The sequence below is a fragment of the Rhodococcus sp. P4_F3_2 genome (assembly GCF_056401335.1).
Window position 1 is genome coordinate 25391 of the sequence record NZ_JBFUJN010000010.1, and the last position, 26346, is coordinate 51736.

Here is a 26346-nt window from a genome sequence, read left to right on the forward strand (position 1 = left end):
CTCTCGCATGAAGGGAAGAAAGTCAATGGCGTGGCGCAGAACCGAAGTGCCGCTTGGTATCGCGCACGAAGCTCGAGAAGATCAGTGAGTTGACCGGTAGCCCGCCGCGCACCGCGAGCGACAGCTTCGGACGCGGCGAGAATGCAAAATTCCACTGCAGTCTCGAACCCACTGCGAGCTCGTCGACGCGGTAGTCCTCCGCGAAGGATTGGAACAGCGGAACATTGGACTGTTCGACGTAAAACGAGTGCCGACGCGTTTCGTCGTCCCAGGTGATGAACTTTTCGCGCATCTGCATCGCGCCACCGCCCACCTCCGCGATTCGGCGCGTGCCGACGCCGTAGGGGCGCGGCGAGGTGTAGTGCACTTTTGTGAGCAGTCGGCACCACGACAAAGGCTCGTCGGCGGTCAGACCGGCCCAGACGACATCAGGTTCGGCGGCGAGGTCGATCGAGTACGTGAAGATATGCGGTGCCGTGTCGAAGAAATCGACACCGACCGGTTCGAGGTCGAACCAATGTGTCATCGCCTACTCCTGCCTAATTAGCCGTTACATGAAGTTACGGATACTTGATGGCCGAAGTCAACCCCCGAAGGCTCAGCGGGACCAAGCCTCAGAACGAGAGAGCCCCTGCAGTGAAGCGATGACCTGTTCGAGCGGCTCGATACTTCGAGTCGTCTGGCACACCGCCACTGCACCTTCGACCGACGTGATCGTCAGGTTTGCCATCGACTTTGCTTGCACTGCAGGATAACCCGCAGTTTCGAGTTGCGATTCGATCAACTTCTGCCATCCCAGCATGACCTCAGCCGATACTTCCGCGACTTCTGGCTCACTGGCGCGTGCCAACCCGCCGGCAATCACCGGGCAGCCGATCGCGAAGTCCGAGCGCGTGAGATTGAGTCGCCAGATGTCTCCGACCGTTTCGATCACGTCGGCAGTGGAACCGGTGGCCGCAGCCGAGCTGATTCGTCTGGTGATGATCGCACCAGCCGCGCGCACAGCTTCGACCATCAGCTCGGTCTTGCCGCCGGGGAAGTGATGGTAAATCGACCCGCGGGGCGCGCCGCTGTGCTTGATGACGTCGCTGAAGGATGTCGCATCGACACCGTTGCGGCTGATCAGTTCGACCGCACTACGAATCATGCGATCACGTGAGCTCAGCTCTGCCATGTCACAGATCCTTCGGCCGTCGGTACACCTGTCAACTCATACGCTACGTTATGTATGACGACCTACATAGTGATGGGATGAAACAATGAGTGACGAGACAACCGCAACCGTCGATCCGGCGCAGATGACAGGCCTCGAACTTCTCCGCTGGATGGGAACGCAGGTCAACGACCGACCCAGCATCGGACGCCTCCTCGGCATGGAGATGCGCGAGGTCAACGAGGGATCCGTCAGCTTCGCACTGACCCCGCGTGCCGATTTCAGCAACCCGCTCGGCACCGTGCACGGCGGCATCTGCGCAACGCTGCTCGACTCGGTCATGGGCTGCGCGGTGCACACGATGCTTCCGGCCGGCGTCGGCTACACGACCCTCGAACTCAAGCTCAACTACATCCGCACGGTGCCTCTCGACGGTGACGAACTGACAGCCCACGGCAGTGTCATTCACGTGGGCGGGCGTACCGCGACCGCAGAGGGCAAGGTCTTGGACAAGAACGGCAAGTTGGTGGCGCACGGAACTACGACGTGCATGATTTTCCGCTGAGCCGACGGAGGATGGCGAAAATGTAGCCGCGCCCGACGTGAGCAGGGTGCGAGTACCGATGTACGATCGGCTCGTGACCCTGCTCACTGCGCACCTCTGGTGGCCCGACCGCTGACGGTCAGCCGCAACTGCGTGCTGCCCGGACCGACATCGGGTGGTCCAGCAGGCTCCTCTCCAGGATCCCCGATCCGGCAAATGCCGTACGCGTCGTCGCTACGACCGCCAAGATCAGGTACCGAATCCACGAAGGAGAGTTAGTTGACCACCACCCCACTCAACCGTTCGCTCGAGCCTTTGGGCGTCTCCATCCCGTCGAAAGTGCCGACGCACTGGTACAACCTGGCGGCTGACCTCCCCGAGCCTGTTCCCCCGCACCTGCATCCGGGCACTCGTGAGCCGCTCGGCCCTGAGGACTTGGCGCCGCTGTTCCCGATGAACCTCATCGCGCAGGAAGTCGCAACCGAGCGCTACATCGAGATCCCGGAGACGGTTCGCGAGATCTACGGCATGTGGAGGCCCTCTCCCCTGTTCCGGGCGCATCGACTCGAGCGCGCTCTGGGCACGCCTGCCCGCATCTACTACAAGTACGAAGGCGTGAGCCCGGTCGGTTCGCACAAGCCGAATACTGCTGTCGCGCAGGCGTACTACAACGCGATCGAAGGAACCACCAAGCTCACCACCGAAACCGGCGCAGGCCAGTGGGGTGCGTCGCTGTCGTTCGCGGGCGCACTGCTCGGACTCGACRTCGAGGTGTGGCAGGTTCGCTCCTCCTTCGATTCGAAGCCGTACCGACGCATCCAGATGGAGGCGTACGGCGGAATCTGTCACCCGTCGCCTTCCGACCTGACGGAAGCCGGACGCGCACTGTTGAAGTCGCATCCCGACACCACCGGCTCGCTCGGTATGGCGATCAGTGAGGCCGTCGAGGTCGCTGCGCAGGATCCGAACACGCACTACTCACTCGGCAGCGTGCTGAATCACGTCATGCTTCACCAGACCGTGATCGGTCAGGAAGCAATGGTCCAGCTCGAAGAAGCCGGCGACGCCGTCCCCGACACCGTGTTCGGTTGCGCCGGTGGCGGTTCCAACCTCGCCGGACTCACCTTCCCGTTCCTGGGACGAAACCTTCGCGAAGGCACCAAGACTCGTCTGGTCGCCTGCGAGCCTTCGGCATGCCCGTCCCTCACTCAGGGCGAGTACCGCTACGACTTCGGTGACGTCGCCGGGTTGACGCCGCTGCTCAAGATGCACACTCTGGGTAAGGACTTCGTTCCCCCGGCGATCCATGCGGGTGGCCTTCGCTACCACGGCATGTCGCCGATGGTCTCGCATGCGGTCAACCTCGGACTCATGGATGCGATTGCCGTCGATCAAGACGACGCGCTCCAGGCCGGTCTGATTTTCGCCCGCGCCGAAGGGATCATCCCGGCTCCGGAATCAACCCACGCGGTTGCCGGCGCCATCGCTCACGCTCGCGCCGTCACCGAACCCGAGGTGATTGTGATCGGACTGTCGGGCAACGGTCAGTTGGATCTCCCGGCGTACTCGCCTTACGTCTGACGCCGTCGGTGTGGTGGTCTCGTGTGTGCGAGGCCACCACACTTCGTCACACCGAGCACGTTCCCTATTCGGATCCCAATTCGTCGACCGGCCGGACAGTGATCGAACTTGTCCCCAATACGGTGCCGGGGGCTATCCAAGGATCTTCCGGAGCTGCGCCCGCGACCCGTCGTTCACCGATGAACTCACCGGTTCCCGGATCGATGATCAAGTCGCGACGCTCGTGAACACCGCTGAGCCCGAGTGCGATTCCGGATCGACCGTCGAGCGTGGTCTGTTCCACGGTCTCCACACCATCGATTCCGGCGATCGCGCGATACCACTGCGCTTTGACGTCAGGCGGCATCATGCCGGCTCTCAGTATTTCAATCGCGATGTGGAACATCGCTTCCGGCGTCGAACCGCGCGGCGCCGTGTAGTCGCGGAGCCATCGAAGCAACCCCTCGGGGTCAGCGGGCAGCGACCGATAGAAGTTGGGATCGTCCCAGTCGTCCGGAACGCAGTTGATGTTGTCGCGATTGTCGTCGAAGAATCTGCCGCAGCGGGCACGCCATTCCCCGTTTCGGGTTTCGTCGATGTACAGAGCTGATTCACTCTCCGGCGTCGTGCCGCCGAGCCACCGCGACTGGCCAGTTGACCGCCGCTCGAGCCATTCTTGTGTTTCGTCTGCCGGAATCCATAGCTGCGAACGGGTTTCGAGCAGGTAGGTGTAGCCGTTGCGTGGAGCGTCGGGCCCTGCTTCGTAGGGAGATCCGTACTCCATCCCCTGTTGGACCCACGCGTGCTCCTCGACGAGTCGAAACGGTCCCTGTCGAGCGGAGATCATCTCGATCGATTCGAGAGAGCGCGCGGCTTGCTGTAGGACGTGTTCGGCGGAGGCGAGTTCGATGGAAGGCACCGGCAGCGACACACCACCCGTAGTGCCTGTCTGCTCTGAAGGTGTGAACTGCACCAGCATCGCAGCCAAGCAGAGGGCCATGAGCACCGCGGTACCGGCGTAGACCGAAGCGGGCACGCGCCGCAGAGCGAACCTGCGACTGGGTACCGGCGGAGAACTTTCGGCCGCTTCCGCGTCGGCGAGGACCCGATTCCGGATCGCTGCCAAGGCGTCGACGTCCGGCTTGTCGAGCGCATCGCGGAGTTCGAGCAACGTGTCGTCCAGGGGATCGGTCCGACGATTCGGCATCAGTTCTCTCCCGAGGCTTGTTGGAGGTTTTCGGAGTCGAGCAGCAAAGTCCGCAGGCGAGTGCGTGTGCGGTGCAGCCTGGACCGGACGGTGCTGGCCGGCACGGACAGGATCTCCGCGATCTCAGCCGGCTCGAGATGGGCCCAGGACGAGAGGAGCAGCACGTCGCGTTCGTCCTCCGTCAGCTCGGCGAGTGCCGACGCGATCACCTCGAGGCGGCGGGACGCGTCCACCCGAGCCGTGACAAGGTCTTCCGGCGCAGTCTCGGACACGGCACGTTCGCCATGTACCCGCGCGAGTGCGCGTTCGGCGCGATCCTGGGAGCGAAAGTGTGCCCTGAGCAGGGTGTGGGTGATGCCGAACAACCAAGCGCGAACGGGAGCCCGGCTAGGGTCGTAGGTGGATCGACGATCGATCGCGACGGCAAAAGCCTCGGCGACGAGGTCGTCTGCATGATGTTCGCCGGCTCGGGCACACACGTAGCGACGAAGATCGGCGGCATGGGCGTCGAAGAGTTGAGCGAAGACCTCCGCCACGCGCGGGCTGTGCAGGTCCGGGTCCGGTGTGCCGCGATCACCGGGTGGGCTCGAAGATGTCACGGTGATACTTGGTCGGTGCGGCCCATAGCGTCCCCGGAGTGCCTGAGCGGGCGGCGATAACGAGGGACGATCCGCAATTTCCCCCCGAGTTTTTCACTACGCAGCGACGGTTCTCAGTCTCTTGGTCGGAGACAAACGCTACCCGGCCCTGACGCGGTAGGCCGTGGGCTCGATCTCGCGATCGACATCGTGCCGGCCGTCCGCGAAACGAACCGATCAGTTTGCTCGATCGGTTACGGTCTTTCGATGCAGCTTCGGTTGAAGGAACACTGGAAACTGGTCGCCCTCGGACTGGCGTTGATCGTGGCGATCGCGTTCATCGTCGTATCGGCACTCTCCGACTCCAGTGAGGCGGCCTCGCCGAAGCAGAAGATAGGCGGTCCGATCGTCGAGCAGGGCGTTGTCGACGTGGACCTCTCCGATCCTCCGCAACAAGCCTGGGAACTCGATGTTCGAACGCTCACGGACAACTCCGGCGACGTACTGCTGTCGATGCCTTCCGGCCTCGATCGCTACTACGGCTACGGCAACACGTACCAAGTCGGTGACGTGCTGGTGGCTGCGACTGCTTATCCCCTTCCCAAGACCGACGAGTCTTCGTCGAGTCAGGGAGTCGGTGCCGTCACACTGGTCGGTGTGAATCCCGACGACGGAAGTCCGCTGTGGAAAACGCGAATCGGCGGAGTCATCGGCCAGTGCAGTCAGCAGAACGAATCCACGATCATCGCGTGCTGGGGCGATCGACGGATGATCTTTGTAGATACCGCGACCGGAACTCTTATGTCCGACCTCGGAACCGACTTCGATCTCAATGGCGCCGTCATCACCGGAGACACCGTGTACACGTCCGGCGAAAGGATGGACGGAACGATTCGAACACGAATTCTCGCCAGCGGCAACACAACCAACTTAACGGCCAACTTCGTTCGCACCTTCGAACCAAGTGAGAAGTTCGGGGCCGTCTACACGGTCCCTCACACCGACACTGTCATTGCGATGGAACAGGGCGATGGCGGGCACCCACAGTACCGCTATCGAATCTACGATCTGGATTCCGGCGCAGAACGATTCAGATTCGAGGGTGATTCGCTTGCCCCGGCCGGGAACGGATTGTTCCTGACTAGTGTCGGCGGCAGATCAGGCTATGTGGGAACCCAAAACCTCTTGGCTTCAAATGGATCCACGATTCGTGCGATACCGATTCCCTCGTACTCATCGTCGTCCTACCCAAGTAAGTCCTCGACGGGCCTGCCGATGTTTCTCGGCGACGGCGCCTACGACCCGAATTCCGGTGACGAACTTTGGCGCAGTTCACAAATCGTCAACACCGCGATGGCCGGGACGGGAAGCGCCATCGCCGCAGTGGTAGGAAAAACAATCCTGGTCACGTCGCCGGAGACGCGCACAATCTCGGGTCTCGACATCGAGAGTGGCCGACAGTTGTGGCAAACGCCCTGGCAAGACGCGTACTGGGTTCGCAGCGGGGTAACCGATGGCGACCACTTCGTCTTCAGCGACTACACCGGAATGCATTCGATCCGGGCTCGCGACGGAAAGATGATGTGGTCGGTTCCCCTTCCCCCAGAGGTTGATCCGCGTGGAGTCGTCGTCTCGAATGCCGGCAAAAACGTGTCGTTCTCCTGGCAGAACCATTTCACCGTTTGGCGTTAGGCCGGCAACATCACCGATACCGTGTCGTACTGACCAGCCAGTTCAGCAGCAAGCAAATGGCTAGACGTGCAGCATCAATGGCCACAATCCAGTCTGGCGCGTTTGTTCAATTTCGGGGGAACGATCTCGAACAACTGCATATATCTCCGCGACTCCAATTTCGGAAAGATCAGACCAGACCTGCAGTGAAGGGGTGCGTAAAAATCGCACCGGCTCAGGTATCTGATCCAATCCAACCGTAAAGGGAGCCAACGGGATGGACGCGAAATCCCCTGCGTTCAGTCGGCAACAAATAGTCCAGTTTGCGCGCAAACATCTGCGTACCGGGGGACCGAACTCAGACCAAATTCGTCGTCATTTCGGTTTGCAAAAACGCGCGTTCTTCACGCAGCTCGACACCCATCTGGACGATTCTGCACTTTCAATGCCCGAAAAAGTTGCACTCCGCCGCATCTGCCGACAGGAGGATAGAAGGTGCCCGATCAAACGTATGAACGTCTCAGCAGGTCAAGCCAACCCACCCCGGCCGATGTACGACGCGCTTCCTTTCCCACCCCAGAACCATCCCGATTGACGATCGAAAGCCCCGAACTACGTTGAGCCGCTGGATTCTTCCGCAGTCCCCTCTTCTCGGTTGGGATCATCGGAGATCTAACAACCGCGCGACTTTCAGACTCAAATGCAATGCCAACCGGTCGTCGCCGTTTGCCAAGTCTGCGCGTGTTATCTCCTGAATTCGCCGCAAACGATAGTACAAGCTCCCTCGATGCACACAGAGCGCCTCGGACGTTCGCTTTACGTCACCGGCATTGTCCAAAAAGCTCTCCAGCGTCGCGAGAAGAGCCTCACTTTTTGAGTCCTCATGGCTGAGCAAGGACTGCAAACCTGAGTGAATACTGTTCTCGAGTCGATCCTCCGACAGTTCGGCCAGAAGTCCGTAGACGCCGAGATCCCGATAATGCACAACATTTCCGAGCACCTTGACGACCTGGGCTACATCTGCGGAGCGTCTGGACTCTTCGTAGGATTCGCGCACGTCTGCAACCGAGGTTCGCGGTTCACCGATACCAACCCAACATTCGATGTTCTGGCGCCCACTTTCAGACAAGACTCGCTCCCGGGCTGCCACGATCAACGAGTCCAGATGGGTTTGAGTCGAGCGTTCGGCCACCGATACGATCAACAGACTGTGGTCGGGGCGGTCGAGTTGGATTGCACTGTTCCGCGGGAGCCTCCGCCGAAGCTGATCGACGCCGACGGCAACACTCAGACGATCTCTTTCGGTCAATGTCGACCGGTCCACGGGACGAAGCAACATAGTGACCGCGACTGCTGGACCCGCAGCCATCAAGCCCTCATCAGCCAATCTGCTTGCCGCGTCCTCGCGCAGCGACCGCTCGCCAGACAGTACGTCTCGAGTAAGTTCCCGCTCCCGACTTCGGGACAACTCGTCCAGCAACTGTTCGCGGTGGAGGATCATCGCCGCCGCATCAGCCGTGCGCCTCAAGACCTCGGCTTGATCCTCGTCAACTTCGCCCTCTGAAGTCAACAGCCAGACGAAGCCCAGCAGCGCATTGCGGTACCGGATCGGCATCCCGACCCGGCCAAGGGTCAGCCCTAGTTCTTCGTTGACGGGAACAGTGAAGAGATCGAGGGCTTCACGGCCTCCACTCGCGTAGATGAAGTCCACAATCTCGCGTGAAACATTCCGCTGTAGAACGGAATTCATTCTGACTGAATCGACGGCACTGTCATGCGAGTTGTACGCGAGTAGACGGATCTGTGCATCGTCGATCGCAACGGAACGGTCCAGTCGTCGCCCGGTAGTATCCACCAAATGCTGTAGTTCTCCGGCCATGGTCGAACTGTACGAGCCACGCTCGCCGTTTTGCAACATATGACTAAATTCGTCCGCGACAATTTGAACGAATGACAGTGATGCAACTAACTTTCGCGCCATAAGCTCGCTACATGCCGAAGCACATGAGACCCGGAACGTGTTCGCTCGGCCCGCGAACAGGCATACCCAGCAACGACAGGTTGYACGACAGCGACGAGATTCGTTGCAGCCGTGAGATTTGCATTGTGGGCCGAAGCCAGCCGACACGCTCTCGCGTGAGAAAGCGTTGTCCCTGATCCGGAATCGATCGCAACCTCCGTTCGCCAGATCAACGTGGGTCCGGTCGGCCTCTTTCAATTTCGCATGCCTCCGAACGACATCGGCCACCGTGACGTCGCAAAACCGTTGCTATTCAGCATATCCCGAGAGGAATCATCATGACCGGCACAGCAAATGCTCCTGTAGAGCATCAAACCGAGACGTCACCCGGACGTCGATCGGCGCGCCGTAGGGCCCTGATTGCCGGCGCGACAGGCAACATCGTCGAATGGTTCGATTTCACGATCTACGGTTTCACTGCCGCAGTTCTCGCGACAGTGTTCTTCCCTCCGGAGTTCGGCAGTGGCGCACTGCTTGCCACCTTCGCTCTTTACGGAGTCGCATTCTTGGCCAGACCTGCCGGCGGCATATTCTTCGGAAGACTGGGTGACCGCCTCGGCCGACGGAGGTCACTGTCCCTGGCAATTACGCTCATGGGCTGCTCGACAGCGGCTATCGGCCTCCTACCGACCTACGCTTCGATCGGTGTTGCAGCACCGCTGTTGCTGCTGCTCTGTCGCTTGGTTCAAGGATTCTCGGCCGGCGGCGAATACACCGGAGCGGCAACCTTCGTCGTCGAGCATGCGCCGTCTCACCGCCGAGGCTTGTACGCAGGGATTATCAGCTCTTCGTCGTTCGTCGGCAGCATCTTGGCCACGGTCACAGTCTTGTCATTCAGCTTGGTCGGCACTGAGTCCTTTGCCGACGGGGGATGGCGTTGGCCGTTCATCATCGGAGGCGTTGTCGCCATGGTGGGACTGTTCATGAGGCTTGCGGTCGAGGAAACTCCGGCTTTCAAGGAAATGAAAGAAAACGATTCCCTTCCAACCCGCCCTCTCACAGATCTGTTCCGCAATCACTGGCGGACTCTGCTCACGTCATTCGTGTATTTCGCCTCGCTCGGTGTCGTTACTCATATGCTGCTCGGCTACATGCCGACATTTCTGATTCTTTCAGCCGACGTTTCGAGCACGGTGGCACTGCTGATGACAACCGGCGCTTTGGTTCTCGCAGTCCCGCTGTTCATCTACTTCGGCGCCACGGTCGACCGAATCGGCCGGAGACCTCTCGTCAGAATCGGCATGGTGATGTCAGTTTTCGTTTCAGTGCCCAGCTACATGCTCATCGGCACCGGAAACATTTTCGCGATTGCCATTGCACTGGCTGCTCTGGTCATCGCGCTTTCCCTACTCGCGTCCGCTTTGCTCGTAATCCTCGAAATGATGCCGACGCATGCTCGATTCACCGGCACGGCAATCCCCTACAACATCGCATATGCGCTCTTTGCAGGAACTGCGCCGCTGGTGTGCGCAGCACTGGTCAACGCCACTGGAAGCGATCTGTCGCCTGCCTTCTACGCGACCGCCATCGCTTTGATCGCACTTCCCATTCTGTGGCGAGGGATTCCGGAATCGAAAGACTGGTCTGCCACGCGGGGCAGCTCGACGAAACATTTCTGACAACGGACGCGCCACGGCTGTGATTTTTTGAGCAGCTGTCGATAGCGTTCCGATGGCCGCCACGAGAGAGTTGAGGACGACGGACACCTCTGGACTTTCAGGTACCAAATCCATTAAGGCAGAGCCGAATCCGAGAAGTCGGGATGCGGGTCTCCAGAGGAAGTCGACGGCGTCGGAATTACCAGAACCCAAGCTCGCCGGATCGAATAGCTGAGTGCCTACCGACAAGACCGATGCAGTTGTGGTCGGAGCTGGAGTGATCGGCAGCTCCATCGCCTACGAACTGGCCGCTCGAGGCTACGAAGTCCTGGTCATCGACAAGTCTGGTGGTCCGGGCTACGGCTCGACCAGTGCATCCAGTGCGGTCATCCGGTTCAACTACTCCACATTCGACGGTATGGCTGCGGCTTGGGAGTCGCTGCATTGCTGGCAAAACTGGAACGAGCATCTCAACGCGACAGTCGACGGCGCGCTTGCGAAGTTTCGGCAATGCGGGATGGCACTGCTCGATGTCGACGTCGCACCCCACGCGCGCACGATTGGACTGTTCGAGAAGATCGGAATCGACTACCAACTCTGGGACGCAACGACACTCGTCGAAAAGATTCCCGGTATCGACGCAGGTAAATACTATCCACCGAAGCCAGTCGACTCGGAGTCCTTCTTCGCAGATGCGGAAACCACGCTCGGCGCGCTGTACACACCGCAGGCGGGGTTCGTCGACGACCCGCAACTGGCAGCCGCGAATCTTGCTGCGGCAGCACGTTCGCACGGTGCGGTTTTCGCATACAACACGCGTGTGGTGGCAGTCGAGCAGTTGCCTGACGGCACCTGGCAGCTAGGGCTCGACGACGGGGAAAGTGTGAAATCCAAGATTGTCGTCAACGCCGCCGGCCCCTGGTCAGGAGCGTTCAACAAGCTGTCGAATGTCGGGTCCGACTTCAAGGTTTCGGTTCGGCCCTTGCGTCAGGAAGTCCATCACATCACCGCACCCACTGAGTACAACGACGACGAGATCCTCGGCCCGATGATCGCCGATTTGGATCTCGGAACCTACATGCGAGCCGAACCTGGAAACGGTTTCCTCGTCGGCGGAACCGAACCGGATTGCGATCCGCTCGAGTGGATCGACGATCCTGATACCGCAAACCCGAATCGCACTGTTGCCCGATTCGAAGCGCAGGTTTTCCGCGCCGCCAGGCGTTTCCCCACCCTGGAGGTCCCTTCACAACCGAAAGGTATTGCCGGCGTGTACGACGCAGCGTCTGACTGGACCCCGATCTACGACAAGACAGACAGACAAGGTTTCTACGTCGCCATGGGCACCAGCGGGAACCAATTCAAAAATGCGCCCATCGCTGGGCGCCTCATGTCCAGGATCATCGACGAAGTGGAAGCTGGACACGATCACGACGCTGATCCCCTGACCTATGTCGGGATGCACACCGGGCTCGAAATCGACCTCGGCGCATTCTCCCGCCTTCGGGCACCCAATGCCGAGTCGACCGGGACGGTCATGGGTTAGAAGTCTTGTCCGGCTTGGAGAATCGATAGCCGCGACAACTGAATAGACACGGCTGTGGGTGTCCACTACGTGGTGGTCACCCCCACCCGCCTTCGCCTTCAACGGGCTCCACGACGGCGAGAACGTTGCGTGACAGTCCGCGATAGATCGGAATGGGTCCAGTCAGTTCGGCTTCGTTCAGCGTGACGTGCAGCTGCGGAACAACTGAGCCCACGCCACGCTCGGGCAGTGCCTCGACCAGTGTGTGGATCTGGCTGTCGGCGTTCACAACTCCGGGACTACCCGCACCGAAGGTCGCGAATGGGGGCGCGTCGCGCAGCCATGCGTAGAGGGCGAAAAGGCCTCCGTACGAGTACCCGAAGAGTCCGTGCCCGGACTCGCTGACACGTAGCTCCGACGAGTACAGGCGAGGGTGGAGTTCGTTGGTCAGGAAGTCGAGGAAGACGTCCCCGTGGGTGTCTGCCAGCTCCTCGAGGTAGGCGTCCACGTACTCCTGGGTCATTGCACCAGAGTCGCGAGCAGCGGCAAGAGTAGCCATCATTTCTTCGCCTACCGGTTCCCCAGGCGGCACGAGATCGCGGTTGCGGAGCCGTGCCCAGTTGGCGGCTTCCTCACCGGCATATCCGACACTGACCTGAATGTACGGGGCGACCGTCAGGTACGGGTCTGCCTGCGTGACGATGAGCGGGGCGGTAAGACCTACAGCCCAGTTGCCGTCCATCACGTAGATCAGCGGTAAGGGATCCGTGGAGTCCGCGTAGCCGGGGGGTATGGTCACCCAGACGCCGTAGCTGTGTCCCGACTTCGCCGTGATTTCGAAGTACTCCGTGTCTGCAAAACATCCGTGCAGCATTGCGCTCATCGAACGTCTCCCTTGACGATATTTCCGGACTTCACGACGAGAGCAGCCATGTCCGGATCGGCGAACACCTTTGCGTCTCGGAGTGGGTCTTGCTGCCAAGCAACCATGTCCGCCTGCATACCGACGCGGATAGTCCCGACGGTTTTCCCGATACCGAGAATGTAGGCATTGACGCTGGTGGCCGAAACGAGTGCATGCATCGGCGACTCCAACTCCGCGCGCAAGCGCAACTCCTCACCTCGGCGCTTTTGGTGCGGCCCGATGAGGTCCGAGCCCAGGCCGATCCTCAGGCCTGCTGCGCGAGAGGCCGCGAGCGCTCTGGCCATGCGTTGACGCACTCCGGCTGCACGTTCTCGTATTGCAGGGTCCAGGTCCATGCTTTCGGTGTCCGTCAACTGCTCGACCACGGCGAAGGTAGGGACCAGAGCCACGTCATGCTCGCGCATCAACTGGGCAGTCTCCGCGTCGATGTCGGTGCCGTGTTCCACGCACCGCACTCCCGCCCGCACTGCGTTGCGAATGCCCGCATTGTTGTGCGCGTGGACCGTGACGTAGGTGCCGCGCGACGCTGCTTCTTCCACTGCCACGGAGATTTCCTCGACGGTGAACTGTGTGTCGGTGAGGCGGTCATGGCCTCCGACGACACCGCCGGTGACGCACAGTTTCAGAAATGTGGCCCCTCGGCGGAACGATTCGCGCACGTTGCGTCGTAGCTCGTCGGCATTACCCGACATCAAGGACAAGGCGCAGAGCCCTGGAATGTGGTGCATGTTCCACAGCTCGGTCGGCTCCCATGCGGCCCCGTAGTAGCCGTGTCCACCGGTCTGGCACTGCACAGGACCACACGAGAGGACACGCGGACCACGCACCTTGCCGCTCGCAATAACGTCGACGACTCCGCCGTCGATGCCACCGACGTCTCGCACCGTGGTGAAGCCCGCGTCGAGGGCATCGCCCGCGGTGGCGAAGATGCCCGCAGCCAGTTCGGCTGCCGAGAGCTCAAACCCGAATTGCCTTCGGATCGGACTCGAAATACCCAGGTGGACATGAGCATCGATCAGCCCCGGAGTCAGAAGCATGCCGTCCAAGTCAACTGTCGTCGAACCCGACGGCGCCTGTCCGATCGCTGTGACAATGCCGCCACTCACGCACACGTCGACTTCGACCGGGTCGGTACCCGATCCATCCGCGACCATGCCGCCGGCAAACCATACGTCAGTCAAAGGGACCTCCCGAGCATTAGAAACCACTCTCCTAAACACTGGTGAATTCGATATGCGGTACCGTACTCAACAGTGGTGAACCCGTCAATGGAGGTAGCGTGAGATCGCCGGTTGGAGAGGGTCGAGAGCGACTGTTACAGGCACTGTTCGACGAGTTCGGTGAAACCGGCCCAAGTCCGAAGCTGTCGATGCGCCAAGTAGCGGAGCGACTCGGAGTGCACCACACGCTTCTGACCTATCACTTCGGATCACGACCAGGTCTCCTCAGCGCCGTACTGTCGGAAGCGCGCCGCCGTGACAACCTCGTCATCGCCGCGATGGGCAAAGATCTTGGGTTCGCAGCCCTGTGCAGGGCGATCTGGAGCTTCTACTCGAACGCCGAGCATGAAGATCGAAGCCGCACCTTTTTTCACCTGGCCGGACTTGCGGTGTACGAGCACAAAGCATTTCAAGATTTCGCCGCCGACCTCGACGACTTGGCTCACCTCCTCGAAGTGGCAGCACTCCGCGAAGGATTCACAGTGGTGGATGCAAAGCAGCAGAGCATCATCGCAACCGCATGTCTGCGAGGACTGTTGCTGCAGAAATTGCTCACCCCCGACGCCGAGGTCGACGCGGCAGCCGAGCGCTTCATCACCTCGTTGACAGCGTCCACCACGTAAGGCCGCACAACCGATCACCCTCGTTCCAAATCACGGACGGGGGCGGTTTTGTCATGGGCTCGGGCCTGTTTCGGCGTCAGCTGGCTCCCTCAACCCCGGCCAAGTGGTGGGTGATCGCACTTTCGACATCTGTACGAGCGAAGTGCCGAAAGATGCGACAAGTGAACCTATCCCGCCCCAGCAGACACACGACATCATCGACAAGTCCGATGATTCACATGAGTTTCGAAAGTCAGGATTGAATTGTGACCATTACCTTCCGTGCCGCAGAGTTGAACAGCGCAAGTGGGATCTTCCAGCAAGCACTGCTCGGCCAACCCAGTGCAGAGCCACTCGGCGGAGACATCATCACTCGTGCAGATGTCGAGTTCACCAGTGACGACGGCCGCATTCAATCCGGAGTCTGGGAGAGCGAACCGGGAAAGTCGCGGTGGGAGTTCCTCACCCGCGGCGAGATCATCACCATCGTCTCCGGCGCCATGACCGTCGAGGAGGACGACGGCGATCCCGTACATCTCATTGCCGGGACGAGTGCAATCTTCCCAATCGGATGGAAGGGTACGTGGACGGTCACCGAGACCGTGCGCAAGGTGTTCGTCGTATACAACGAATGACCAAGAGAATCCGCAACATCCGACTTTCACGGCCCGTCGTACGGACGGATCTCCCGACGCAGCCCACTTGCCCTGAGCACCTGTCGCTGAACTCCCGCCCTCACGGAATCCTCCGTGCCGATTACCCTCACATGGTTTCTGGCGCGAGTGATCGCCGTGTACAACAACTCCCGGGTCAGTAGTGACGACGCTTCGGCCGGCAGCATCACCGATACCGTGTCGTACTGGCTGCCCTGGCTCCGGTGAATCGTCATCGCGTAAACGGTCTGCACCGACGAAAGTTGGCTCGGGTGAATCAGAAACGCATCACTCCCCCGCTGGAATGCGGCAATAGGAACGCCATCCTCACGCTGCACGATCACCCCGGCATCCCCGTTGTAGATCTTGGCCTCGTAGTCGTTGGCCGTCACCAACAGGGGTTGGCCCGGATACCACCTCGTCGGATCCAGAAATTGCCCTGATGCCGTGCCGACCCACTCCATCGCCTGCTGCGCCCACCGCCCGACACCGTACGGTCCGTCACGGTGAGCGCACAAAAGACGGTGCGATTCCAGGCCTTTCAGGGCGCCGATCGCATCACCCTCCTCGGCCGACCTCGTCACCACCTCTGAACTCGCAACGATGTCGGCGCGTAATGCGTCAACATCCTCGGGAGAATGGAAGGAGACGGCGGGATCGCCACTACGCAGGATACGCAGAACCTCAGCGGAATCTCCCGCTCGCACTGCCCTGGCCAACGACGCGATGGTTCCGTCGAAGCGGCGCCCACGTGAGAGTTGAATGATCCCGCCCCGCAGACGATCCTGCTCATCCGCACTCAGCGCCTCTTCGGAACCAGTGGCCGTGAGATCGTCACCCACCAACTGTGTCAGCGCCGGATTTCTACTGACTTCTACCGGGCGGGCGACAAGGTCAGCAAGAACAGCGCCGGCGTCGACGGAGGTCAACTGATCGGGATCGCCGACAAGCAGCAGACGGGCATCGGGGCGAACGGCCTCGAGCAGGCGCGCCATCAAGGTGAGGGAGACCATCGACGTCTCGTCGACGACGACCACGTCGTAGGGAAGTCTGTTGGTCGCATTGTATTTGAAACGGCTCGAACTCCCCCGCTGCCAACCGAGTAGCCGGTGCAGGGTCATGGCCGCGAGTTCTTCGGGAAGGCCAAGGCTCGCGGTCTGCTCACGTACGGACTCTTGCAGACGTGCTGCGGCCTTACCCGTCGGTGCGGCCAGCCCGATGCGAGCATTCGAACCCAGTTCCTCCGACACGAGAGCGAGAATACGTGCGACCGTATGGGTTTTGCCGGTTCCGGGCCCACCGGCGATGACCGTCGTCCACTGTGTCGCGGCGAGAGCAGCGGCTATCCGTTGACGATCAGGGCTGGTGGTCGGCCCGTTCTCGTCTACGAACAGCGAATCCAGTCGCGCTCGGACCGCTTTCAGGTCGGCGGGTGGCCACGTGGACGCACGCTCGTCGAGCACTCGCCGAATCGTCTGCTCCTGCAGAAAGTACCGATCGAGGTAGAGAAGCTCACCGTCGTCCGTGTCGACCAACCGGAGGGGCCTGAGCGGTCCGGCGTTGCCGCCGATCACCAGAGGGCTCAGGCGAAGGGCAGCAACGATCTCCGACGGTTCGGGCCACGGCAACGACGTGAGTTCGTCTTCCGTCGCATTGTCGACGCTCACGTCGCGCATCCGTCGTAGATCGAGGCACACCGAACCTGATCGCACGGCCCGAACTGCCAACGCCGCGGCCAGCATCACTTCTTCGGAAGTTTCACCGCCCAGGCTGCACACTCTCGTCGCGACATGAACGTCGGCGGCAACCAGAACCCCGGCTTCATTGAAGATTCGCACGATCCCTTTGGCGCGCTGCGCCAATTGCGCCTCGGTCATCGAATCTTCTCCCCTACTGTGTGGGACGCATCAAGACCGGCCAGCAGATCCGATAGTTCAACCGTCAGCTGAGCAGGCGGTTTCCATTCGAATACACCACATTCCGGCGGACTGTCCGGGCCGAGCATCCCCCGCACGAATTGATACTGCGCGCCTCCGAGATGGTGATGCGGATCGTAGTCGGGCAGTCGCCACCGCAGATATCGATGCAGCGCAACCGAATACAGCAGTGCCTGCAAGGGATAGTGCGAGCGCATCATCTCCGTCGCCATGAGTTCGCGCGTGTAGTTGGCAGCCGTCAGATCGCCGCGGCCCAGCCGATTTGTCTTGTAGTCGACGATCACGAACGACGGGCCCGGGATCCGCAAGACGGCGTCGATACTGCCCGTCAGGAACCCGCGCATCGGTGACGTCTCGACACGGTCAAGATGGTCGGCGTACGACGCCAGAATGTCGTCCGGGGGAAGGTGGCGCCTCAACAGTTCCGACACTCCGCGAAGTGTGACACTCATCGACACCGGATCGTCGCCACCGGCCAGTGGGAGTTCGAAATCGAGTTCGGGAAGACGATCTTTCGGCGCGATCGTGGCCAAGGTTCCGAATCCCAGTGGAGTCTGCATCACCAGCAACAACGCATCCGCGAGTGCTTCGGAGTCGACCTCGGCCGCCCGAACCGAGACCGCCTCGGCGCAGCGTATACCGAGTTCCGCTCTCAGGTCTGAAGCAGCCGTGTCCACTACCTCGAGCACTTCATGCACCAGCGTGCCGAATGCGGCGCCCGCCGGAAGACCGTTCATCGGTGAAGGCAACGCCTCCAGCGGCGAGGGGGTGACGGTCCCGACGTCTACGGAATCCTCTGGCTCGTCGTCCTTTTCGGGATCCTCTACCTCACTGTCGGTGCTCGTGACCGCGTGGTGCGCTCCGGCGGTCAGTGCCGAGTACGACGTACGACGCCAGAGAGTGTCCAGGTCTCGATCGAAACGCGCCGCGGCCAGTTCGGTCACGTTCGCGGCTGCACCGGACCACTGGACGGGCGACGGAGGATGTGGACCAACAGGTTCCACCGAGATCACATCGGAAGCTGCTGCCGGCCACGTCGCGAGTCGTGCTGCGGTTGTACCGTCGTCGAGCACCTTCACTACCCGAGCAGGTTCGGCGATGCCGGGTGTACGTCCGAGCATCAACCGGTGCAGTGGCGAGCGGGAGGTCCCGTAGCTTGGCGCCCACCAGAGCACGAGTTGGCACTGCGCCCGGGTGAGCGCCACGTACAGCAGTCGCAGTTCTTCGCCCGCTTCTTCAGCCTCCGCAACAGTCTTTCTGGCGTTGTGCCCCGGGCCTTCCTGCCCACCGACGTCGAGGATGCGGCGCCCATCCGGATCGTGCAACAACTGCGTCGGAGAGTTGAAGCCGCCCACGCTCTCCCAACTGAACGGGACGTAGACGATCGGGAATTCGAGCCCTTTGGTGGCGTGCACGGTTGCGATTTGTACAGCGGCAGCATCGCTGTCGAGGCGACGGCTTCTGTCGGTGGCACTCCCGGACGTCGGGTCCTTGATCCGATCGGAGAGCCAGCGAACCAATGCGCTCAACCCGAACGCTTCCTCGGTGGCGACGCGGCCGAGAAGTTGTGCGACGTGCCGCAGATCGGTGAAATCTCGTTCGCCGGACGGGGCCGCGAGTACACGCTTCTCCAGATTCGTTTCGGCGGAGATCCTTTCGAACACGGCTGCGAACCCGACGCGTGCGAACAACCCGGAGTATGAGCGCAGTTGACCCGCGAGTTCCGCGACGACGTTGTCGCCGTCGAGGTCCAATTCTTCGGCGGTGCGCCCGAAAATCGGAGAGAGGGCGGTCAACCGGACGCGATCAGACCGGTGCGGCTGCTCGATCGCCTGCAGCAGCCATAGCCACTGTGTTGCGCTGGGTGTCGCGAAAACACTGGAACCGCCGGTCAACACGGACGGTACACCTACGGCATCGAGGGCATCGCGAATCATCGCCACCTGCTTGTGGGTGCGCACCAATACCGCGACGTCTCCCGGCTCGACCGGGCGCGGATCACCGTCGACTGCCAAGCGGGCATCGCTGCCAAGCAGTCCGACCACGTCTGCTGCGACGTCGTCCGCGACGCGACTGCGAAGTCTGCCTACGGCCGGAAATCCCGAACGATTGAGCGGTCCGGCTCCGGTACGCGGCAGATGGCGTACACGCATCGGCATCGGGCCGGACAACCGAGACTTCTTGTGCGAAGCCTCTACTGGATGCGCGACGATGCCCTCGTTACCCAGTGCGGCGCCGCCGTAGAGGTGTTCGAGTGCCGCCAACAACCCTGGATCGCTGCGCCAATTGGTGGTCAACTCCTGGTGCGCATCCGCCTGATTGACCGCATCGAGATAACTCAGGACTTCTGCCCCGCGGAACGCATAGATGGCTTGTTTGGGATCACCGACCAGGACCAGGGTGGTGTGACCGTGGAAGGCCAACCGCAGAATGTCCCACTGCAACGGATCGGTGTCCTGGAACTCGTCGATCAGCACGACCTTGAACTTCTCGCGCACCCGACGGCACGCGACGGGGCCGTATTCCGGATCCGTCAACACGCCGTGCAGCAGCGTCAGGAGATCGTTGAAGTCGCGAATTCCTTTGGTCCGCTTACGTCGTTCAACCTCGAGACGAGCAGCCGCCGCGAACAGGACTCGCTGACCGGGAGCGGTCTCCTCCTCGCCGTCGGGTTCGAGAATTGCCTGGCCATCGCCGACTGCGCTTCGGGCAATGGCCAGCGCGTCCTTCGTGGAAAACGGTGGAGACGAGTCCGTCCGGCTGTAGCGGCTGAGGTACAAATCCGAGACGACCTCACTGATCAGGTCGTCGACCGACTCCACAAAAGTTGTGTCGGGTTCGCGTTCCCCGGCGATGCCGAGTCCGTCGAGCATCCTCTGACAGAAACTGTGGGTGGTCGTGATGGTGCCGGCGTCGAACTCCGCGAGAGCGCGCAGGAGTCGACGACGCCGCACGCCGATCTCCTCGTCGTCAGCTGTGGCGAGGTACGACACCAGATCATCATCCGACCGCCTCGCCGCCTCCGGGTCGACCAGAGCGGCGGACACTCCGGCGAACCTCTCCCTGGCACGCTCACGAAGTTCCTGAGTGGCGGCCCGGCTGAATGTCACCAGCAGAACTTGCGAAATGTCAGCGAGACCTTCGGCAACACAACGGGTCGCGAGTCCGACGATCGCGTAGGTCTTGCCAGTTCCGGCGCTCGCTTCCAACACCGTGGTGCCGGTCGGTAGCGGCCCCAAAAGGTCGAAGTCCACGGGTTACTCCGCTCTTTCGTTGGTCAGCAACGGATCCCACAGTCGTCGGGCGAGAACTCCGAATCGAGTCGGTTCCTCGGCCCAGACGAATTCGTCGTCCGACGGCGGATCCGCAGCCAACTCCGCCAGTGTTCGAGCTTCTCCGAAAACGTAAGCGTTGCTCGGATCGATCATCTCGCCGTACTGCCCGGTCCACTGGGTGTCCGCACCGTTTGTCGCATCGTCGACCGACTCGCCACCAAAGCGTCGGCGCGCATATTCGGCTGAAGTAGCGGCCCACATCGGCAACGGACGCTGCAACCCCCGCTCGCGTAGGTCCACCAGTTGCTGCAGGATCTCGACCGCATTGCCTGGCGCATCGAGCACCGACCGTGCCGCTGCTATCTTTCCCCGACCCCGTCCGATGGAGACTGCATCGAGCGCACCGGGTCGTCCGTGCGCTTTCAAGGCGAGCAGGTTTATCCAGGCCGTCATTCGATGTTTAGGCGCCAGTGAGGAATACGACGCTCGCACCACTGAATTGCCGTGCACACCGGTTACCGTTCCGGTGAGACGACGCCCGTCACCGAGGTCGATGTCGACGTCGACAGCCTCGGAGTCGCCCTCGAGGTGTGGCAATGCAAGACCGGCAAGTTGGTCTACCACCCACTCGACGTTGCCCAGAACCGAGGCGCCCAGGTTGTAGGGCGGCAAAGTACCGCGGCGCCACTCGGCTGCACGGAAATCCGCCGAGCTGCGTCCAGCCAAGCGCGAGAGAAGCATTCGGTCACCCAGAGCCCAGGTGGACAGTGGATCGAGCTCGGTTGCCAGCGAATCCGCGATGTCGTCGTCGAGTTCCGGTACCCGGACGCCGAGGCGTTGGCGCAGAAAACCACGGGCGGGGTGTACGAGGAAGTTCACCAGGTCGGCAAGGTTCACTTCCTTCGGATGCACCTCGAGTAGCTTGGCCGACAAGACTGTCGGCAATTCGATCGGTGTTCCGGCAGCAGCCCTGGCACCGGCCAGCGCTGCCGTGTCGAAGCTGAACGGCTGATCCGGCGAGAAGTTTCGATTGTCGAACGACTGCAACGGGTGTCGAGTCAGCACCCCGTTGATCGCTTCCGGGCCCACCGTCGCACTGAGTACGTCGAGGAGGCCACTGAGGGGGATCGCCGGCGGTCTGACGACACCGGTGACCGGATCGGCACCGGTATACAACAGAATCAGATGCTCACCCGCAGACATCACGGCATCGAGAAGCAGTTGCCGGTCTTCACTGCGCAGATCACGCTCCCCCACAACTGGATCACGGGACAAGATGTCGTCGCCGTCGACTCCACCGGTTCGAGGGAACACCTCGTCGTCGAGCCCGATCAGAACGACCACGCGATGCGGCACCGAACGCATCGGAACCATCGTGCACACCGTCAGTTCGCCGGTTCGGAAGTTGGCCCGCGTAGGTCTGCCAGCGAGGCTGCGCGAGAGCATCGCGCGAACATCGGCCAGACGTAACACCGTCTCTTCGCCGAATTCGACAGCAGCTACAAGTTCGCGGTGGGCCCCCGCGCTCTGCCAGGAATCGGCGGGCGCAGTGTCGGTCAGTAGATCCAGGGCCCGCATCAGCACACGAAGCCATTCGGCCGGCGAATGTGGGCCGGCAAGATCGCGAAGCGAGACTGCCAGGCGATCGACGAACTCTGCGAAACGTCCACTCAGATCGATGTCTGTGCCGTCCACGTCATCGAGTGGCAGCGCGAGATCCAACCAGGCATTTTCCGATTCGTCCGCGCTGACCCCCAACAAGATTCGGTCCATGGCGGTGTTGAAGGTGTTCTGCGGAAATGCATCGAGACCGAACGTGGCACGCTGCCGACTACCGATTCCCCAGCGAGCACCCGCTTCCGTCGTCCATTCCCGCAGTCTTTCCAATTCGTCGTCGCCCCACGAAAAACGTGTGCGGACAGGCTCGGTCGCAACAAGGTCGAGAACCTCACTGGCTGTGGCCCGGCCGTCGGCCAATTCGAGGAGAGAGCCGAGAACGGCCAGGACAGGATTGGTCTGACGTAATCCGCGGTCTGCCAGCTTTACTCGAAGAAGATGCCCCGGGTGTCCATGGACACCTTGCCCGAATGCAGCACGAACCAAGGGTGCGTACGTTTCGACGTCCGGGCACATCACGAGTACGTCGCGTGGCTGCAATGTCGGGTCGTCCTCGAACAATCGGAGCAGACATTCGCGGAGCACCTCGACCTGCCGTGCCGGCCCGTGGCAAGCGTGGACCTGAACTGTCCCGTCCGGTTCCGCTGCAACGCTGGGAGCACGATCTGCGATGACATCGGCCTTGACCGTCGCCAGGAGGGATTTCGGGCCGGCTGGTTCGGGAAGATGCACCGACTCGAACTCGGCGGCACCGAGGCTGATCTGAAGTTCACGAACGTCGCGAGCAAGACTCGACAGCAACGGATTGGCGGATATCAGCGCTGACCCGTCTTCCGAACGTCGGATCGTGCTCTCACTTCGAGGCTGCATGCGCGAGCTCATCTTGGTCCACAGCGCGGGGCTGGGATGCGGGAGCCAGATGTGCACGTCCCGATTCGCACTGAGTGCGCTCAAGATCATTCGCTGATCGACCGGCAGCCGGGTCGGCCCGAAGACCGACAGACGTTCCGGTAGGTCGACCAAGGCCGGGTCCTCGACCAGCGCGCGGCTCACTTGCCCCAGTCGCTCTGCGGGCCCCGGAACGTCGATCTTGTCCGCGACGATGCACCACAGACGTGCCTGCCATTCGAAATCCTCCGACAGCGCCAATCCGTGTCCGTCGGTCAACCGCCCGGCGGCCCAGTCGATCAGCATCTGTGGGCGTTGCGCGGCATAACTGCGGAAGAGTTCGGTGACATGTGTGGCGGAGGCAAACCGTCGACCTTCACGATGGCCTTCGAGATGCTTCGCCAGGACTCCGCACCAGGGCTCGCCGAGGGACTCGTCGATCACGTCGAGAACCGTCCACACCAATCGCGTCGGCGACCATGGGTCGTCGTCAGCCGTGATTCCACTGACCGCAGCCACGGATTCCGCGACCAGGCGCGCGGGTGAAGGAAACGCGATGTTCGCAGAAATTCCGTCCACTGCTGACGGTCCGGACGTACCTAGCTGGGAGGACAGCCGCTGATTGAGCCAACGCTCGACGCCCTTGGCCGGCACCGCAACAGTTTCCTGGGCGAATGGATCCGACAGCGGTGTACGGAGGAGCGTGGCCAACGCCGAGACCAAGGTGTCCGAACGCTCGGCCCGGTACAACTTCAGCAATCTTCGCTCCCCTCACTCCGTCCAGACGTCCATCTCACCACGGCGCTGTGACAGGAGACGCCGAACCAGCCTCACGCAGCGGTGACGCGCAGGCAACATGACCGCAACCGGACGTTCGTACTGTGCGGGAATGACCAGTCCCGTCACCACACCTCGCCCCGCTGGAACCGGTCTCGACATCTCCGGCCTCGGCAAGACCTTCGAGATGGGTCGTCGGTCGGTGACCGCGCTGACCGACGTGTCCCTTCAAACCAGCGAAGGATCCTTTCTGTCTCTGCTCGGGCCGTCCGGATGCGGGAAGTCCACCGTTCTCCGCATCCTTGCGGGCCTCGATACTCCGACGTCGGGAACAGCACTTGTCAACGGACAGTCGCCCGCCGAGTTACGCAAGCGCCGCGAACTCGGAATCGCCTTCCAGGATTCGGCTTTGCTGCCGTGGCGGACGGTGACCTCCAACATCAAACTGCCGCTTCAGGTTGCCGGCATCGATCCCGACCCCGACCAGATCGCCGACCTGATCGCTCTCGTCGGCCTCGAAGGATTCGAGAAGGCCAAGCCCGCTCAATTGTCCGGCGGTATGCGTCAGCGTGTGTCGATCGCACGATCGCTCGTGGTCAAGCCGAGTGTCCTCCTACTCGACGAACCCTTCGGCGCGCTGGACGACATGACCCGACAACGACTTAATATCGAATTGCTCAGGATCTGGACCGAGAAACCGGCGACCACGTTGATGGTGACTCACGGAATCGCCGAAGCCGTGTTCCTCTCCGACGTCGTTGCCGTCATGACGCCGAGGCCCGGACGCGTCCTCGAAGTCGTGCCGATCGACCTGCCGCGCCCGCGTACTCCCGAGATGATGCGTACACCCGAGTTCCACGAGATCCACGACTACCTCTCCGGACTGCTCTTCGGAAAAGCAGGCGTCGCATGACAATTACCGATATCGAGAACGTCGCGACCGCGGCGGCGCAGCCATCTGTACCGCGCCGGATCCGATTGAAGCGTCCAACGTGGTTCGGCGGTGCAGTCGGCATCTGCGGACTGATCGCTCTCTGGTGGATTCTGGCGGCGGCCGGTGTTGCGGGAGGTACGATTCCGACGCCGTGGGTGGTTGTTTCAACGATGTTCGACGACGGTTGGTCGCTCTACGGACCCAATTTCACCGTCACGGCTTCCGGTGCGCTGCAGGGCTTTCTCTGGGGAAATCTGCTGGCGATCACGCTTGCCGTGCTTGTCGTCCTCATTCCGCCCATCGAGGGATTGGCCACACAATTGGCGATCCTGAGCTACTGCACACCGCTGTTGGCGCTTGGCCCAATCATCCTGGTCGTCTTCGGCGGCCGGACCCCCACAATCTTTCTCGCCGCGATGTACTGCTTCTTCACCACGATGGTCGGCACACTCGCAGGCCTGAGATCGGCAGACAAGACGAGCCTCGATCTCGTTGCCGCCTACGGTGGTGGGCGTTGGCAGAAGTTCACCAAAGTTCAATTGGTGAGCGCACTTCCGAGCACCTTTGCCGCCCTCAAGATTGCTGCACCCTCGGCCGTACTGGGTGCAATTCTCGGTGAGTATCTCGGCGGGGTGGACAGCGGGATCGGCGTCGCACTCACGGCCGCTCAGACGTCGTACAACGTCCCGCGAACGTGGGGAATGGCCATCGCCGCCGCCTTGCTGGCCGGCCTGGGATACGCCGTCGTCGCAGCGATCGCCCGGCTCGTCACCCCGTGGACGAACGCTCCGGGAGCACAGAAATGACCGCGGTACGAGGAACATTGAGATTCCTCGCTCCGATTGCCATCGCCTCGGCGCTGTTGCTTGTCATCTGGGTGGTCTTCCTCAACACCTTCCCCCAGGTCGGCCCGCGTGTGGGAAAGACGCCGGCCGACGTCTGGGAGTACCTGTTCTCCGGTCCTAAGTCCGCCGACGCTCGTTCGGGCATCATCGACAACCTGTTCATCACTCTGCGCGACGCCGGTGTCGGCTTTGCCGTCGGAATGACTGCCGCGCTCGTGGTGGCATCGATCTTCGTCGTTTCCCGCACTGTCGAACAGACTTTCATGCCCGTTGCAATGCTTCTACGATCTGTTCCTCTCGTTGCGATGACCCCGATCATCGTCCTGATATTCGGCCGCGGAATCGTGGGTGTGACGGTCATGGTTGCGATAGTGGTGTTCTTCCCAGCCCTCGTCATGATCATGGTCGGTCTACGTGCCGCTCCGGCTCAGGCACAAGACCTCATAGCTGCGTACGGTGGGAGTCGTTGGACCGCATTGCGAATGGTGTCCGTACCGTCCGCACTTCCGGCGGTGTTCGCCGCCGCTAGGGTGTCAGTGCCCGGCGCTTTGATCGGAGCACTGATCGGCGAATGGCTCGGTAGCGGTCAAGGCTTGGGTTCGAGCATGATCAAAGCCATTCCGCGCTACCAGTACAACGAATTGTGGGCATCTATCGTGGTGATCACCGTGGTGTCGATCGTCCTCTACGCCGTGGTCGGGATCTTCGAAAGCATCGCTCTGTCTCGCTTCGGTCCTTCGGCGGGCAAGTCGTGACATCTGTTAACACGACCTCAACAAACTCTCTCTCCCAAGCAAACTGAACGAAACCGACTGGC

21 protein-coding genes are annotated in these 26346 nt (G+C 61.5%); 11 read left to right on the forward strand and 10 right to left on the reverse strand.

Features of this window, described 5'->3' with window-relative positions; genetic code table 11:
• Nucleotides 1-22 precede the first annotated feature (22 nt).
• Together AC1DWA_RS12455 and AC1DWA_RS12460 are read right to left on the reverse strand one after the other, a co-directional pair.
• Nucleotides 23-526, reverse strand: coding sequence for an SRPBCC family protein (locus tag AC1DWA_RS12455; protein WP_007734158.1), 504 nt, complete (start codon nt 524-526; stop codon nt 23-25).
• A 72-nt stretch (nt 527-598) separates the two neighbouring features.
• Nucleotides 599-1174, reverse strand: coding sequence for a TetR/AcrR family transcriptional regulator (locus tag AC1DWA_RS12460; protein WP_097387865.1), 576 nt, complete (start codon nt 1172-1174; stop codon nt 599-601).
• A gap of 85 nt (nt 1175-1259) precedes the next feature.
• On the opposite strand from AC1DWA_RS12460, the gene AC1DWA_RS12465 reads away from it, so the two are divergent.
• On the forward strand, nt 1260-1718 hold the full coding sequence (locus tag AC1DWA_RS12465; RefSeq protein ID WP_003945940.1) for a PaaI family thioesterase: 459 nt from the start codon (nt 1260-1262) through the stop codon (nt 1716-1718).
• A 258-nt stretch (nt 1719-1976) separates the two neighbouring features.
• The gene (locus AC1DWA_RS12470) at nt 1977-3278 is read left to right on the forward strand and encodes a TrpB-like pyridoxal phosphate-dependent enzyme (RefSeq protein ID WP_477916677.1); all 1302 of its coding nucleotides are present in this window, start codon (nt 1977-1979) and stop codon (nt 3276-3278) included.
• Nucleotides 3279-3342: 64 nt separating this feature from the next.
• On the opposite strand, the gene AC1DWA_RS12475 is transcribed toward AC1DWA_RS12470, so the two are convergent.
• Complete coding sequence (locus AC1DWA_RS12475) at nt 3343-4464, reverse strand: CU044_5270 family protein (protein ID WP_477846364.1); 1122 nt, start codon at nt 4462-4464, stop codon at nt 3343-3345.
• A complete protein-coding gene (locus AC1DWA_RS12480; protein WP_019746930.1) occupies nt 4464-5063 on the reverse strand; it encodes an RNA polymerase sigma factor in 600 nt (199 codons plus the stop codon). Before AC1DWA_RS12480 ends, AC1DWA_RS12475 begins: the two co-directional genes overlap by 1 nt.
• Before the next feature lie 246 nt (nt 5064-5309).
• Between AC1DWA_RS12480 and AC1DWA_RS12485 the strand changes: the two genes are divergently transcribed.
• Together AC1DWA_RS12485 and AC1DWA_RS12490 are read left to right on the forward strand one after the other, a co-directional pair.
• Nucleotides 5310-6734, forward strand: coding sequence for an outer membrane protein assembly factor BamB family protein (locus AC1DWA_RS12485; protein ID WP_477846365.1), 1425 nt, complete (start codon nt 5310-5312; stop codon nt 6732-6734).
• A gap of 256 nt (nt 6735-6990) precedes the next feature.
• Complete coding sequence (locus AC1DWA_RS12490; RefSeq protein WP_477846366.1) at nt 6991-7308, forward strand: hypothetical protein; 318 nt, start codon at nt 6991-6993, stop codon at nt 7306-7308.
• Nucleotides 7309-7374: 66 nt separating this feature from the next.
• Here the strand turns inward: AC1DWA_RS12490 and AC1DWA_RS12495 are convergent, their stop codons facing one another.
• Nucleotides 7375-8592: a PucR family transcriptional regulator gene (locus AC1DWA_RS12495; RefSeq protein WP_046379770.1), complete on the reverse strand. Its 1218-nt coding sequence runs from the start codon at nt 8590-8592 to the stop codon at nt 7375-7377.
• A 419-nt stretch (nt 8593-9011) separates the two neighbouring features.
• On the opposite strand from AC1DWA_RS12495, the gene AC1DWA_RS12500 reads away from it, so the two are divergent.
• Both AC1DWA_RS12500 and AC1DWA_RS12505 read left to right on the forward strand, forming a co-directional pair.
• Nucleotides 9012-10352 carry an MFS transporter gene (locus AC1DWA_RS12500; RefSeq protein WP_477846368.1) on the forward strand — a complete coding sequence of 447 codons (1341 nt, stop codon included), beginning with the start codon at nt 9012-9014 and terminating at the stop codon, nt 10350-10352.
• A gap of 214 nt (nt 10353-10566) precedes the next feature.
• The gene (locus tag AC1DWA_RS12505; protein WP_060938419.1) at nt 10567-11877 is read left to right on the forward strand and encodes an NAD(P)/FAD-dependent oxidoreductase; all 1311 of its coding nucleotides are present in this window, start codon (nt 10567-10569) and stop codon (nt 11875-11877) included.
• A 76-nt stretch (nt 11878-11953) separates the two neighbouring features.
• Here AC1DWA_RS12505 and AC1DWA_RS12510 read toward each other — a convergent pair whose 3' ends face one another.
• Together AC1DWA_RS12510 and AC1DWA_RS12515 are read right to left on the reverse strand one after the other, a co-directional pair.
• Nucleotides 11954-12739, reverse strand: coding sequence for an alpha/beta hydrolase (locus AC1DWA_RS12510; RefSeq protein ID WP_477916680.1), 786 nt, complete (start codon nt 12737-12739; stop codon nt 11954-11956).
• The gene (locus AC1DWA_RS12515; protein ID WP_477846370.1) at nt 12736-13962 is read right to left on the reverse strand and encodes a metal-dependent hydrolase family protein; all 1227 of its coding nucleotides are present in this window, start codon (nt 13960-13962) and stop codon (nt 12736-12738) included. The genes AC1DWA_RS12510 and AC1DWA_RS12515 overlap by 4 nt, the downstream gene beginning before the upstream one ends.
• A 98-nt stretch (nt 13963-14060) precedes the next feature.
• Between AC1DWA_RS12515 and AC1DWA_RS12520 the strand changes: the two genes are divergently transcribed.
• Together AC1DWA_RS12520 and AC1DWA_RS12525 are read left to right on the forward strand one after the other, a co-directional pair.
• Nucleotides 14061-14624 (forward strand): TetR/AcrR family transcriptional regulator, encoded by a 564-nt coding sequence (locus AC1DWA_RS12520; protein WP_477846371.1) that lies wholly within the window; start codon nt 14061-14063, stop codon nt 14622-14624.
• 245 nt (nt 14625-14869) lie between these two features.
• A complete protein-coding gene (locus AC1DWA_RS12525; RefSeq protein ID WP_462374520.1) occupies nt 14870-15238 on the forward strand; it encodes a cupin domain-containing protein in 369 nt (122 codons plus the stop codon).
• Nucleotides 15239-15264: 26 nt separating this feature from the next.
• Here AC1DWA_RS12525 and recD read toward each other — a convergent pair whose 3' ends face one another.
• Genes recD through recC form a run of 3 tightly spaced genes read right to left on the reverse strand, consistent with a single transcriptional unit; the run spans nt 15265 to nt 23732 of the window.
• The gene (gene recD, locus AC1DWA_RS12530; protein ID WP_477846372.1) at nt 15265-17133 is read right to left on the reverse strand and encodes an exodeoxyribonuclease V subunit alpha; all 1869 of its coding nucleotides are present in this window, start codon (nt 17131-17133) and stop codon (nt 15265-15267) included.
• Nucleotides 17130-20447, reverse strand: a complete 3318-nt coding sequence (locus AC1DWA_RS12535) for a UvrD-helicase domain-containing protein (RefSeq protein ID WP_477846373.1) — start codon at nt 20445-20447, stop codon at nt 17130-17132. Before AC1DWA_RS12535 ends, recD begins: the two co-directional genes overlap by 4 nt.
• A gap of 3 nt (nt 20448-20450) precedes the next feature.
• Nucleotides 20451-23732 carry an exodeoxyribonuclease V subunit gamma gene (recC, locus tag AC1DWA_RS12540; RefSeq protein ID WP_477846374.1) on the reverse strand — a complete coding sequence of 1094 codons (3282 nt, stop codon included), beginning with the start codon at nt 23730-23732 and terminating at the stop codon, nt 20451-20453.
• Nucleotides 23733-23829: 97 nt separating this feature from the next.
• Between recC and AC1DWA_RS12545 the strand changes: the two genes are divergently transcribed.
• Genes AC1DWA_RS12545 through AC1DWA_RS12555 form a run of 3 tightly spaced genes read left to right on the forward strand, consistent with a single transcriptional unit; the run spans nt 23830 to nt 26284 of the window.
• Complete coding sequence (locus AC1DWA_RS12545; RefSeq protein ID WP_020906250.1) at nt 23830-24663, forward strand: ABC transporter ATP-binding protein; 834 nt, start codon at nt 23830-23832, stop codon at nt 24661-24663.
• A complete protein-coding gene (locus AC1DWA_RS12550) occupies nt 24660-25490 on the forward strand; it encodes an ABC transporter permease (RefSeq protein ID WP_060938425.1) in 831 nt (276 codons plus the stop codon). Before AC1DWA_RS12545 ends, AC1DWA_RS12550 begins: the two co-directional genes overlap by 4 nt.
• Nucleotides 25487-26284, forward strand: a complete 798-nt coding sequence (locus tag AC1DWA_RS12555) for an ABC transporter permease (protein ID WP_042950824.1) — start codon at nt 25487-25489, stop codon at nt 26282-26284. Before AC1DWA_RS12550 ends, AC1DWA_RS12555 begins: the two co-directional genes overlap by 4 nt.
• Nucleotides 26285-26346 lie beyond the last annotated feature (62 nt).

What these genes read in the sequence shown, in the direction of transcription:
- AC1DWA_RS12475 (WP_477846364.1), bottom strand. Translation starts at nt 4,464, where the DNA reads ATGCCGAATCGTCGGACCGATCCCCTGGACGACACGTTGCTCGAACTC.
- AC1DWA_RS12460 (WP_097387865.1), bottom strand. Translation starts at nt 1,174, where the DNA reads ATGGCAGAGCTGAGCTCACGTGATCGCATGATTCGTAGTGCGGTCGAA.
- AC1DWA_RS12555 (WP_042950824.1), top strand. Translation starts at nt 25,487, where the DNA reads ATGACCGCGGTACGAGGAACATTGAGATTCCTCGCTCCGATTGCCATC.
- AC1DWA_RS12500 (WP_477846368.1), top strand. Translation starts at nt 9,012, where the DNA reads ATGACCGGCACAGCAAATGCTCCTGTAGAGCATCAAACCGAGACGTCA.
- recD (WP_477846372.1), bottom strand. Translation starts at nt 17,133, where the DNA reads ATGACCGAGGCGCAATTGGCGCAGCGCGCCAAAGGGATCGTGCGAATC.
- AC1DWA_RS12550 (WP_060938425.1), top strand. Translation starts at nt 24,660, where the DNA reads ATGACAATTACCGATATCGAGAACGTCGCGACCGCGGCGGCGCAGCCA.
- AC1DWA_RS12485 (WP_477846365.1), top strand. Translation starts at nt 5,310, where the DNA reads ATGCAGCTTCGGTTGAAGGAACACTGGAAACTGGTCGCCCTCGGACTG.
- AC1DWA_RS12495 (WP_046379770.1), bottom strand. Translation starts at nt 8,592, where the DNA reads ATGGCCGGAGAACTACAGCATTTGGTGGATACTACCGGGCGACGACTG.
- AC1DWA_RS12545 (WP_020906250.1), top strand. Translation starts at nt 23,830, where the DNA reads ATGACCGCAACCGGACGTTCGTACTGTGCGGGAATGACCAGTCCCGTC.
- AC1DWA_RS12510 (WP_477916680.1), bottom strand. Translation starts at nt 12,739, where the DNA reads ATGAGCGCAATGCTGCACGGATGTTTTGCAGACACGGAGTACTTCGAA.
- AC1DWA_RS12465 (WP_003945940.1), top strand. Translation starts at nt 1,260, where the DNA reads ATGAGTGACGAGACAACCGCAACCGTCGATCCGGCGCAGATGACAGGC.
- AC1DWA_RS12455 (WP_007734158.1), bottom strand. Translation starts at nt 526, where the DNA reads ATGACACATTGGTTCGACCTCGAACCGGTCGGTGTCGATTTCTTCGAC.
- AC1DWA_RS12490 (WP_477846366.1), top strand. Translation starts at nt 6,991, where the DNA reads ATGGACGCGAAATCCCCTGCGTTCAGTCGGCAACAAATAGTCCAGTTT.